Raw genomic sequence first — 13,021 nt, forward strand, 5'->3', positions numbered from 1 at the left:
TCTTATGAGTTTTTGAGTTCTTCTATCGCTTCGGGGGTTTTGGCCAGGGGATCTCCGAGCAGCGTACTACCGGAATCCGTGATTACGAAGTCCTCTTCTACACGGATACCACCGAAACCTTTGAATTTTTCGACCTCATCATAATTGACAAAATCGCTATATTTCTTCTGTGCCTTCCACGCATCAATCAGGAAGGGATTAAAATAGATCCCCGGTTCTACGGTAAGTACATAACCCGCTTCCAGTTCCTTGCCTAAACGAAGCGATTTAAGTCCGAACTCGGTACTCTTTTTCAGGTTGTCGGTATAACCTACATAAGCTTCTCCCAGGTTCTCCATATCGTGCACATCCATACCCATCATGTGCCCCAGTCCGCACTGGAAGAACAGGGTATGTGCCCCTGCCGCTACGGCTTCTTCGGTATCTCCTTTCATCAGTCCCATGCCCTTCAGTCCTTCGGTGAGCCGGGTACAGGCCAGAAGGTGTACGTCTTTAAAACGGATTCCGGGTTTTAGTGCTTCTACGGCGGAATTATGGGCGTCGAGTACGATATTGTATACTTCTTTCTGCAAGGGCGAAAAGGTTTTACCGGCAGGAAAGGTACGGGTCATATCACCCGCATAGTTCATGGCGGTTTCCGCACCGCAATCGCACAGGATAAGATCGCCTTCCCCAATGACGGCTTGTGTAGCGTGATTGTGGAGGTATTGCCCGTTTTTGGTCAGGATGATCGGGAAGGATATATTTCCCCCGCCACCGATGGCTATGGCCTGTAAATCTCCCGCAATCTCCTTTTCTGTTTTGCCCGGTACCGCATTCCGGATCGCATAGGTATGCATTTGTGCCGTAATGTTTACAGCCTTGTTTATTTCCTCTATCTCTTCACCGGACTTTACCGAACGCTGTTTGACCACCGCTTTGATAAAGGCATCCGACTTGTGTTTTTCCACTTCCCCTACGGGAATGCCGAGCAGGTCGCTGAGTTGTACGGTAGTTTCGGCACGATAGGGCGGTAAAAAGTGAATTGTTCTGCCTTTTTGTTTTTGTGCCCTGATAAAACCGGCGAGTTCTCCGAAAGGTTTTACTGTGGCAATGCCGGATTTACCTGCCAAATCTGCCAACGGGTCTGCGGCGCCCGTCCAGACCATTTCTTCGGGGGTAGGGTCGTTCCCGAAAAGGATTTCCCGGTCTTCATCGATATCGATCGCAAAGTAGATATCGGGGATATTATTAATACCGGTATAGTACAAAAAGGTACTGTCCTGCCGGAAAGGGTACCAGTTGTCCTTGTAGTTCATCCCGCTTTCCCCGTTGCCCGGGAACAGCAAGATACCTTGTTTTACTTCTTTCTTCAGGTGTTGTCTTCTGGATTGATACGTCTGTTTTGAAAACATAAAAATAAACTGCTTTTATCGATTAGGGTAAAACGTCCGTCTCTTTTACCCGGATGTAATACATTTTTTCTATAGCTTCCGGAAGGAACAGGGCACGCTGATCTTCATCGACCTTTACACTTTGCCATTCTCCGGACGGAATGATACGGATCTCCGCTTTTTTGTTCTGTAAAGATAAGGGTAAATCAAAACCTTTTACAATATCGCCCCACCTGTAGTGCATCTCTTTTTTATCGCTATCGTAATGGAGTTCCAGCAGGGGGATTTGTGTGGTGGTCAGGTACTGCTCAAAAACCCTGCTGTAATCGTATCCTGCTTTTTGTGAGATATAGTCCAGTATTTCGACGCCGTCGACAGTCCGGTGATAAAACGTACTGTTCAAACCGGTAAGGATCTCCCGGAACAGGGTATCGTTATTTATACTGTGCCTTACGGTATGGAGCATATTTCCTCCCTTGGGATACATATCGCCGCTTCCTTTGGCATTGATCCCGTATTCGGGAATTATAGGCGTATCGTTCTGAATACCTTTACGGATTCCGTAATTGTACTGGTTACCGGCTTCTTTTCCGAACATGGACTCCACGAACAGGGTTTCGCTGTAATTGGTAAAACTTTCATGCACATACATGTCTGCCAGGTCATTACTGGTTATGTTATTACCGAACCACTCGTGACCACTTTCGTGTATGATGATAAAGTCCCACTCCATCCCCAGGCCTGTTCCGGAGGCATCGCGCCCACGATAACCGGGTTTGTAGTGGTTACCATAAGCTATGGCCGACTGGTGCTCCATACCGGTATGCTCGGTTTCCACCAGTTTGTAGCCGTCTTCATAGAACGGGTAGGGCCCAAACCAGTATTCGAAGCTTTTCAACATATTGTGTACTTGCGCAGGCAGGTATACCCTGGCTTTTTCGAGGTTATAATCGAGCACCCAGTAGTCGATATTGAGCTCTCCTTTTTCTCCGGGATAGGTTTCTCCGAAGTTGACATAATACCCGATATAGGGAATGATATTGTAATTGTTTACCGGGTTCTTCACTTCCCAGGTATAGGTTGTTTTTCCGTTTGCAGAAGTCTTTCCGCTGAGCCTGCCGTTAGCTATGGCGGTGAGGTCATCGGGGACGGTCATGGCAAGCGATGCACCCTGGTCGGGCTCATCGCTCTGGTGATCTTTATTGGGGTACCATACGGAGGCTCCAAGTCCCTGGCAGGTTACTGTCATCCATGGACGATTAAGGGAGTCCCGGGTAAAGGTCCATCCCCCGTCCCAAGGAGCCCGGACAGCTTCGCGGGGATTACCGCTGTAATAAACGGTTAGGGAATTCTCCTGGTCTTCGGCCTGTTTCCCGGTTTCTATATACCATACGTTACCGTCACTGGTAAAGGACAGATTTTTATTGTCATCGCTGAAGACACTATCTATTTTCAAAGGCGGCTGCAGATCGATCTGCATATAGTCGGAATGGTCCTTTTCTACCACTTTATAGGTGATCTTATTACTCCCCGTCAGACTTTTGGTATCGAAATCGGGGGTTATAGCAATGTCATAGCGTTGTACATCCCACCAGCTTCGCTCCGGTGTGATACTCCCCCGGAGCTCTTCCTGGCTCCTTTTTTCGGGTTGCTGCTTTGCTTCCTTTTTTTCTCCACAGCCTTGTAAGACAAGGAAAAGGGAGATGAAGAGGTATTTTATTTTCATGTGCTCTTATTTTTATTCTTAGCTGTAAACCATGCTTAAACAGGCCTTTCCGGATATCCACGGATATTCTCATGCGCCCGGGATTATCCTGATGGTTCGGGCTCTCAAAGCCCTCCCCCCTTCGTTATCACTCGGGTACCTCCCTTCTCCCGATAATCATCGGGATGAAGGGAGGAACTTCATATATAGCAACTCTACAAGCAAGCATCATTGCGAGCATAGCGTGGCAATCTTAGGGGGTAGACGGCATACTTCAATGGCAGGCTCAGACGCGCCAAGAGACCGCCGCGCTATGCTCGCGGTGACGATTGTTTTAATCTCATTGCCAGCCTTTCGCATTTCTTTTATTTAAAATCCGTGGAAAATTTCCACTGCGTCGAAAACTTCTTTGTCAATGGCTTATCCTGTAATACGGCCCTGAGGACCTCCACCGGCATCCTGTTCTCTTTCATCACCCGGTCGTGGAACTGCTTTTCGGTCCACCCTTTTTCGAGCATTTCTTTTCGCAGGGCGTAGAACTGCAGTCCTCCTATCATATAGGCTACCTGGTATAACGGCGGCGTATAGGTGGTGGCGAAAGATCGTCGCACTTCGGCTTCGGCATTGGCGTATTCATGTCCGACCTTATCCACCAGCATATCTATACATTGCTGCGGGGTCATTTCGCCGAGCTGAAATTTCAGGGAAAAAATAATCCGGGCACAGCGATGGATACGCCAGAAGAGCATTCCCATTTTCTGTTCGGGGGTCCGTGCAAAATCTTTATTCCACAAAATGATCTCCCAGTACAGGGCCCAGCCCTCTATCCAGAACGGGGTATCGAAAGCCCGGCGATAACTCTTGTACCGCGAATTCATAAAAAACTGCAGGTTATGCCCGGGCAGCAATTCATGCTGTACGGTACCGAAAGAAAAGTTGGGGTTGTTCCCCCGCATGCTCATCAGTTTATCCTCCTGCGACATATCCTGCGTGGGATAGGAGATACTGATTTCCCATCCACCGGTAAAAAACGGGTTTACTTTTTGCCGCTCCGGCGTCATCATGATCATCCGCCAGGTTTCTTTGGCCAGGTCCGGCAGTGTGATCAGGTCCCTTTCTTCGATAAAGTTAACGGAATAATCAAAAAGGTCCTTGATAGCCTGTGGTTGCTCCCCGGCCGGAACATAGGTATCCTTTACATGTTCGAGGGCCGTTTTCCAGTCGTCCCCGTACCCCATTTCACGGGACGCCTTTATCATTTCCTGTTTGCACCAGTCGAATTGCCTCTCTGCGGTAGCAATGAGTTCTTCAGGGGTATAGGGAATAAACTCAAAAGCCAGCTCTTTCAACAGTGCATCCCTGCCTATGGGTTTTCCTATAATACCACTTCCGTCATCCTTTACGCTGTTATCGGCATAGTGCTCTTTTAAAAAGGTTTCGTAAGCGGACAGCTTTTCATGCAGTTCTTCATAAGGTTTTTCCATCCACCAGGTAAATTCGGGATCGTAACCGAAATAAAAACCGTAAGCTTCTTCCAGGGCCTTATGTAATGAAGAGACCACGGCTGCCGCTTTTTCGGCCTGCACCCAGTCTTCGAAAGGTTTTGCTTTCAGCGCTTCCGTCTTGTTAACGATCTGTCGGGATACGGCCGTAAACCGGGCAGCAAGTTGTTTGGCATCCGGACGTTTACCATGTCTTCGCTCCCTGATAAATATATAGATATCGCCCGCAAAAGCGGTTACATCAGCTACTTTCTTATAAGCCTCATACGCGAGTTCCAAATGATAATCTTCCTTGGCTATACGGTTTTTAAGCATGATATAATCGGCTTTCCCTTCCCGGGACAACTCCTCAAAACGGATAGCTTCCAGTCTTTTGTTCCAGTTTTTATAAAAGGTACCGAACCGCTGGTAATACGTCTCGGATTCCCGGATCGTATAGGTGGCATCTAACGTCCGCTTGTCCGCCTGATAGCTTTCTACGGCATCGATCATCTCATGGGCATGCCCCGTAGTGTACATGGAAATAAAAATGACAAGAGCGCTTATTCGTTTTATCATAGCAAAGGTTTAATGAGGTTTGACAATTTATAATTCACATCCGTGAGTCCTGCAGACTTACTTTAACGTAACATCGAGATAAACCGAATGGCGCCCGTAGGTTTCGTAAAAAGGCTTAAAAACCGTATCATCGATGGTAAATTCCAATTTTGCAGGATCTCCTTTTACGGACTTGCCTATATCCCCCGCATCCAGGGTTACTTTTCGCCAGTCTTTCCGTGGTCCGGATTCCTGAGCCGCCAGTAATACGGGACCGTAGAACAGACTGGCAATGTTTTGCTGGTCCATCACCGGTTCCAGGTGAAACCCGAAAGGCATTTGTAATGTAATGACATCTCCGTCTTTCCAGTTCCGGTTCAGGGTCAGATATGTACCGGGAACAGCTTTATGTTTTTGCTTTTTGCCGTTTATCGTCACCACAAATCCATGGGTTGCCCACTTGGGGACGCGTACATTGATATCGAATTTACCACTGCCCTTCACCGTTAAACGGGTCTGATCCTCTTTCGGGAAGTCGGTAACCTGGGTCAGGGTAACATCGCGTTCTTCCCATTGCAGGACGGAAGGAACATAAAGGTTGACATACAAGGCCCGGTTATCTTTGCTTTTGAAATAAACAGCGTTCTGGAGTTTGGTACTGCTCTCTATGGCGGTACCGTTGCAACAGGTGAAGCCCGTCATGTCCGGGTTACCGAACTGCTTGACGGAACCGGGCCTGAGGGGAACGTGATAGGTGTTGGCAGGACTGTCTTCTGCCACAGAAGCGAGAATATGATTGTACAATCCCCGTTCGTAATAATCCATCAGCTCGGCGCGTGGTTCGAACAGGAACAGGTTCCGGGTTAATTTCAGCATATTATAGGTGGCGCAGGTTTCGTTCTGTCCGCCTGCGGAGAACCCGTTCTCATAGAGTGTGGCGGGTTCGGCGATAAAACATTCGGCATTGACCGGATTACGGGCTCCGGCAACGCCTCCGATACTGTACATGTAGTCATTAACGGTTTTGTACCAGAAATTATCGGCCACGCGATAATATTCGGGCGCATCGGAATCGCGGTACATTTCTATGGCACCGACGACCTGCGGAATATGCTGATTGGCATGCAGTCCGCGGAAGGAATCTACATTTCGGGCCAGTCCGTGCGAATGCCGGGCATCACCGAAAAACATCTTGATGTTGTCGAACAAGCGGGCTGTTTCCAGGTAACGCGACTCGCCCGTGATGCGGTACAGACGTGCCATGGCTTCATTCATCCCGCCGAATTCACCGGCTATGTAGGTATTCCACATACCGATAAGGGTCTCCGTAGGTAACTGACTCAGCCTGGCGTGTACCCAATCGCTCATCCCGGTGACGATATCCAGGGCTTTGGGATTACCACTCACCTCGTAAACATCCATCAACCCGGCCAGAATTTTATGAAGGGTATAGTAAGGCGCCCAGACCTGGTTTTTCTGTCCGCCGTACTTCGCCCCTTTTTCGAGCATGATAAACTGGTCCGGGGGATAGGCGCTGATATAGCCTTCTCCCCAGTTCTGGTAATCGGTACGGATCCCTTCTTCACTGAGATCGGAATCGTAATCCGGCCTTCCGGGGCCCGGAGGCACCGCAACAGGATCGGATACATGTGTGCCTCCCGCTTCTGCAGGTTTCCCGGCCATTTGCGATAATTCGTAAAGGGTATTTACCATATACTCCATTTTGTCCGCAAAATTGTCGTGCAGGCTTTTATCATATCCCGTACCTGCATAAGCCTGTGCAATCGCTGTCAGGTAATGTCCCGTAGCGTGCCCGCGCAACTTGGTTTCCTGGCTGTCCCATACGCCCAGGGGTGTTGCACTATCGGGTTGTTCCTGCCCGAAAGCGTTACGGAACATATACAGGAAAGCATCCGGATCTGTTTTGGCCAGCGTGATGATAAACTTGTCCCGGTTCTCTGTAAACTTGGTTTCATGTCCATGTGCACCCTGAGTTAAGGAAACCTGGTCCAGGGGAAAAACATCGAGTACACGTCGGGGAGTAGCTGTTTCTTTTGCTTCTTTAACGGTTACCGTAGCTTTCGGTTGCAAACCGGTGCCGGGAATACGGCCGGTTACTGTATAGCGGCCGGGTTTCAGCACCTCGCTGTTATCGGTCGGCGCCGGCCATAACACACGCACTTCCGGGCCTTCCATACCTTTGCTGTATGTCCCCTTTAGATAGCGGGGTAAGCGGGGCAGGTAACCTGCTTCCGTCTCTACCTCCACATCGGCGACACTTAAGAGATACCGGTTGTAAAGCCCGGGTTCGTTTTCGGAAAATACCGGGAGGTCATCCTCCGGCTTTTCTGTCCCTGCCGAACTTCCGTGGTCGCCGCGGAGTGCATTATTGTAAATCCGCCCTACTTGTTTTTCATTCAGGGGAATTCGATAGATACGGAAATCGTATAGGTCAGCAGAAAGATAAGGAATTCCCTGTACGAGTGATTTACCGATATAAAGCTGGTTATTTTTACCCGACTCACTATCGAAGACCTTCGCCAGATCAAGTGGTACTTCTTTACGTTCTCCTGCCTGTTTACCATTGATGTATGTTCGTATAGATTTTGAAGGGATATCAAGAACCACGGCCACATGCTCCCAACGACCGGTTTGCAAAGCGGGTGATGCGGGACCACGGGTCTGATTTTCTCCGGATATAACCGCTACTCCGCAACCTTCCCGGTCTGCTGTTCCGGAGGGCGTCATGGCAAAACGATTGCCGGTATCTTTACCGAAATCGAAAAAATGCACTCCTTTTTCATCGGTATGCAGGTAGATCCATCCGGTTATACTTAAGGATTCTATCCCGGTCAGGGCTTCGCCGGGAAGGGAAACAAAAGACTCATTGTCTCCCGGAAGTGACAGCACTTTGCCGAATTGCTCATCTTTACGGAATTTTGCGCCGGGGCCGTGAATTCTGCCATGTAAATTATTACGGGACCAGTCTTTGCTGTCGCCGTTGAATATATATCGTGCGATCATCCCGGTCTCCCCTATCCCGTCGAGGATCTGATCACCGCCTTGTGCCCGGGCCGATATTGCACAGCCTGCAAGAACCGTAAAAAAAAGAACTGTTCTCGCCAATGTCATGTTGAAGACCTTCATACTTTAAATTGTTTTCTGAAATGGTTTATAGTTTTGATTTTCTTTTTGTTGTTGCCGACAGGTTTCTTACTCATATATATCCTGCCATGACGGAGGGGTAACTTTTAAAAGGTTCTTTACAAAAAAGTCCTTTCGCTTGCGGTCTCCGTATGTTCCGCCAGAGGTATGGGACTGTCCGGGCAGTACCACCAGTTCGAAATCTTTCCCGGCTTTGATCAGGGCATCGGCAAACTGCATAGTGGTGGCCGGGTCTACATTATCATCGACCTCTCCGACCATAAGCATGAGCTTTCCGTCCATCGAGGCCGCGTTTTCGGTATTGGAACAGGCGGCATAATGGGGGCCGACAGGGTATCCCATCCACTGCTCGTTCCACCATATTTTATCCATTCGGTTGTCATGACAGCCACAGGAGGCCACCGCCACCTTATAAAAATCGGAATTGAACACTACCGCGGCCCCGGCATTCTGCCCCCCTGCCGAAGTACCGTGAATACCGACCATGTCGCTGTTGATATAGGAATATTTCTTTGCCGCAGCTTTAATCCATAATTTCCGGTCAGGAAAACCGGCATCTTTCAGATTTTTCCAGCAAACGTCATGAAAGGCCTTGGAGCGGTTGGATGTTCCCATACCATCGATCTGTACGACGATGAACCCCAGCTCGGCAAGATTGGTCATGCCGTAATACACGGTGCGAAAACTTTTGGGCACAAAAGAATCGTGAGGGCCCGCGTAGATATACTCGATAACGGGATAATTTTTGCCGGGATCGAAATTCGTTGGTCTGACGATGATCCCCCAGATGTCCGTTTTTCCATCGCGCCCTTTAGCGGTAAATACTTCGGGCGTTTTCCATCCCGTATCCATCAGGGCACTGACGTCCGCTTTTTCCAGGGGGAGCACTTCTTTTTGTGTCGCTGCATCTTTTAGCACGGTTACCGGCGGTGCATCTACCCTGGAATACCGGTCTATGTAATAGGCGTGACCGGGTGAAAAAGTAACCTCGTGGTTCCCGTTTTCCCGGGTAAAACGCACCAAATTCTTCCCGTCGAAATCTACACGGCAATAATGCAGTAAATAGGGGTCCTGATCCTTATCCATTCCGCTTGCGGTAAAATAGACCTGACGGTTCTCTTCATCGACTTCCAGGACCTTACGCACAGGCCAGTTGCCTTTGGTAAGCTGTTTTTTTACTTTTCCCGTCTCTCCGTCATACAGGTAGAGATGGTTGTAGCCATCTCTTTCGGATGTCCATACTATTTCTTTTCCATTTTCGGTATCATAGCGGTATTTTTTGCTGCTATAGTCGATGAAGGTAGGACTGGTTTCTTCTATAATTGCCCGGACTTCTCCCGTGTCGGCATCGGCCGAAAGCACACGGTACACCTGATGGCCCCGCTGGTTATACTCAAAAGTAAAAGCGCTGCTGTCCGACCTCCAGGAAAAACCGGAAAGCCCGTATTGTTCGGCAAAAAGACCGGTGTGGAGCGGGAAGTGTTTCCCGGAAGCTACATGAAACAATTGGGGACTGCGAAAAGGCAACTGGTCACCGGGCTTCAGATAATCGCGTGATTCGAGTTCGGGTTGAAACTGGTTTTCGGGTGCCGATCTCACAAAATAGATCTTGCGGTCTCCCCCGGGCCGTACTTTGTAGGCCATTATTTTTTTACTGTCCGGAGACCAGTGGATATAGGAGGAATAGAAAAAACCGGGAGAACCGTCAAAACTCAATTGGGTTTCTTCTTCCGTATTTCTGTTCTTTATATAAAGGTTACTGTTTTTTATAAAACCCACATAGCTACTGTCCGGGGAGATCACGGGGTCGTTCCCGGTTTCATCGAAACGCCCACCCCAGTACTTACGCCTTCTATCTTCTTCCCGGTCCATCTTTTTCAGTACTTCCAGGCGGTAATCCGGAAGGGAGCAACGGATCTTCAGGCTGTCCGTATGAAATACAAATGACCGATCTTCTATCAGGAGATCACTGATGCCAAGGTTTGCAGCATTCACATCATTTCCTGTGAGATCACTCAGGCGGGATGCGAGTTTACCGTGGTCGAAAGCGGCTTTCCTGGACAAGTCTCCGGTGGAAACCAGGAGGTATTCTGTTCCTTTGGCGGTATTATTTTTGTACCAGCACAGGCTATCCCCCTGCCAGTGAAAAAGTTCCGGGCTGTTGTAGACCTTGTTTTTAAACAGGGTATCTACCGCCAGAGACCTCTTATATTCTTCCGGTGTGCCCTGTCCGAATACCGAGGGGACCACACCTAAAAGTGCTAATAATACACTTAATTTCAGTCGGTTTTTCATCGCAAAATAATTATTTATAAACCTATAAATAATCGTTCGCTTTCTGTACGTGTATATTAGCCAAAACTTATACTTTATTAACAGCTATACGGAATCAAGATATGTATTTGTGATATTTTAATATGATTTTCCGTACTTTTTAACACCTCCGGCCTGCTATGCGGTTCGTATAGATATTATCGGAAACGTTCGGGTTTCAGAGCCGACAGGTCCATGAACGGTTTTTCGTCGGTCACCAATTGTTTGACCAGTTTACCGGTTACGGGCCCCAGACTGAATCCCATCATGGCGTGGCCCGATGCCACAGTGAGGTTATTGTATTTTGCCGTCTTCCCGATAAAAGGCAACCCGTCCGGAGACACGGGGCGCAACCCGGAAACTGCAGCTGCTTTTTCCCCGGCATTGATCTCAATGCCGTTATAGTATTTTTTTACGGCACCGGCAATGGCTTCTACCCGTTCTTTTCGTATATAATCGTTATTACCGGAAAACTCCATACTCCCGGCAAACCGGGTAAAGCCCTGCATGGGGGTTACGGCTACCTTGGCCTCCGTGAGAATGGCGGGCATGGTAATACCGGTTTCCCGTTTTACATTCATACTATACCCTTTACCTCCCTGTACCGGAATATACAGTCCCAGTTTTTTAGCCAGGGGAAATGTCCAGCTTCCGGCAGCGAGCACAAATTCATCGGCTTCGAAAGTTCCTTTGGTGGTATGTACGGCTGTTATTTTATTTCCGGACACCCGGATATCGAGAACTTCCTGGTCCAACTGAAACGCCACCCCTTTGTTAAGGAGCCACTGTTTCAGGTTTTGCATGAATTCGTTGGGGGTGATGTGCCGGTCGCATTCGTAGAGTACCGCTCCTCGTACATGCCCGGAAAATACGGGTTGGCGGTCGAGGAGTTCATCCTTGCTCAGACATTTTGCTTCCAGGCCTTCTTGTATTGCCCTTTCGGCAAGATGCAGTTCTTCTTCTTCCGCCTCTTCACTGCTATACACCATGAGTACCCCTTCACGGCCATAATGAAATTCGAAATCGAGCGTATCCAGCATGGACTCATAGAGGTCCCGGCTTTTCAGGTTCAGTTCCTTGATTACGGGAATAGCGGCTTCTACGCGTTGTGCCGTAGCGGATTTTTTGAACAGCAGTCCCCATTTTATGAAATCGGGATCAAGACGTGGTTTTATATACAACGGGCTTTTACTGTTGAACATCCACTTCAGGCCTTTGGTGACCATCCCGGGTGCGGCCAGGGAGATGATATGGCTCGGGGTAAGATACCCTGCGTTTATAAAAGAGGCTCCCCCCGAAATATTGCTCCGGTCTACAACAGTAACCTGGTGGCCTTCCTTAACCAGGTAGTATGCCGAGCAGAGCCCGGCTATTCCACCACCTATGATAATTGTCTTTCTCAATGCGCTGTGCTTTACTTATAAAACCTGGAACCCATGGGCATACGGGTCGTCTTCCTCGTCAATAATAATCGTGTTGTACCCTGTTACTTTGGCCCAGCCTTCTATACTGGGCACTATGGCTTTGTGACCGGCGAGTTCGCATTCTTCTTCGATACGCCCCACGAATTTACTGCCTATGATACTTTCATGAACAAACTCGTCTCCTTTTTTGAGTTTTCCCTGGGCATACCACTGGGCCATCCGTGCCGAAGTACCGGTACCACAGGGAGAACGGTCTATGGCTTTGTCTCCGTAAAACACGGCATTTCTGGCCGTACTTTGCCCATCCAGCGTAGCTCCGGTCCACAGAATATGGCTCAAACCATTAATAGTCGGGTCTTCAGGGTGTACAAAGGTATGTTTCTCATTGATACGGCTTCGCATTTCCCTGCTCCAGGCAATCAACTGACCGGCCTGGTAATGCTCCAGCCCTGCAAAATTGTCCTGAACCTCTACGATAGCGTAGTAATTTCCACCATAGGACACATCGACTGTTAATAACCCGAGATCCGGACATTCCACAGTGATATTCTCCTCCGCCAGGTACGACTTTATGTTGGTCAGTCTTACCGAAGTTACTTTATTTCCTTTCCGGGTATAGGTAACTTTGACCAGTCCGGCCGGGGTTTCCAGGCGCAGACTACCGGGAGTTTTGGGAATAACGAGTCCTTCTTCGATCATTACCGTAACGGTACCGATGGTCCCGTGCCCGCACATGGGCAGGCAGCCGCTGGTCTCTATAAAGAGAATCCCCACATCGTTTTGCGGATCGGAAGGCGGGAACAATATGCTCCCGCTCATCATATCATGTCCCCGCGGCTCGAACATGAGCCCTTTGCGGATCCAGTCATATTCTTTTAAAAAATGCTGACGTTTTGCACTCATGGTAGCTCCCTGCAAAAAGGGGCCTCCGCCTGCCACTACCCGAACCGGGTTCCCGCAGGTATGTGCATCTACACAAAAAAAGGTTTTTCTCGCCATTGG

General features: G+C 48.9%; 7 protein-coding genes. All 7 read right to left on the minus strand.

Annotated features, from left to right (window positions below; genetic code table 11):
* Nucleotides 1–2 precede the first annotated feature (2 nt).
* The 7 genes from BT112_RS15195 to BT112_RS15230 all read right to left on the minus strand — a co-directional run bounded on the left by BT112_RS15195 (nt 3) and on the right by BT112_RS15230 (nt 13,018).
* Nucleotides 3–1,394 (minus strand): aminopeptidase P family protein, encoded by a 1,392-nt coding sequence (locus BT112_RS15195; RefSeq protein WP_072318240.1) that lies wholly within the window; start codon nt 1,392–1,394, stop codon nt 3–5.
* A 22-nt stretch (nt 1,395–1,416) separates the two neighbouring features.
* Nucleotides 1,417–3,099 carry a M1 family metallopeptidase gene (locus BT112_RS15200; protein ID WP_139276236.1) on the minus strand — a complete coding sequence of 561 codons (1,683 nt, stop codon included), beginning with the start codon at nt 3,097–3,099 and terminating at the stop codon, nt 1,417–1,419.
* 344 nt (nt 3,100–3,443) lie between these two features.
* Nucleotides 3,444–5,138 (minus strand): DUF885 family protein, encoded by a 1,695-nt coding sequence (locus BT112_RS15210; protein ID WP_072318242.1) that lies wholly within the window; start codon nt 5,136–5,138, stop codon nt 3,444–3,446.
* Nucleotides 5,139–5,195: 57 nt separating this feature from the next.
* Complete coding sequence (locus BT112_RS15215) at nt 5,196–8,264, minus strand: beta-L-arabinofuranosidase domain-containing protein (RefSeq protein ID WP_072318243.1); 3,069 nt, start codon at nt 8,262–8,264, stop codon at nt 5,196–5,198.
* 66 nt (nt 8,265–8,330) lie between these two features.
* Nucleotides 8,331–10,577 carry a S9 family peptidase gene (locus BT112_RS15220; RefSeq protein WP_072318244.1) on the minus strand — a complete coding sequence of 749 codons (2,247 nt, stop codon included), beginning with the start codon at nt 10,575–10,577 and terminating at the stop codon, nt 8,331–8,333.
* Nucleotides 10,578–10,753: 176 nt separating this feature from the next.
* A complete protein-coding gene (locus tag BT112_RS15225) occupies nt 10,754–11,998 on the minus strand; it encodes an NAD(P)/FAD-dependent oxidoreductase (RefSeq protein WP_072318245.1) in 1,245 nt (414 codons plus the stop codon).
* Nucleotides 11,999–12,013: 15 nt separating this feature from the next.
* Nucleotides 12,014–13,018, minus strand: a complete 1,005-nt coding sequence (locus tag BT112_RS15230) for a 4-hydroxyproline epimerase (RefSeq protein ID WP_072318246.1) — start codon at nt 13,016–13,018, stop codon at nt 12,014–12,016.
* Between the last annotated feature and the right edge of the window lie 3 nt (nt 13,019–13,021).

The sequence above is a fragment of the Sinomicrobium oceani genome, assembly GCF_900119185.1.
In the GTDB taxonomy this organism is placed as follows: Bacteria; Bacteroidota; Bacteroidia; order Flavobacteriales; family Flavobacteriaceae; genus Sinomicrobium; species Sinomicrobium oceani.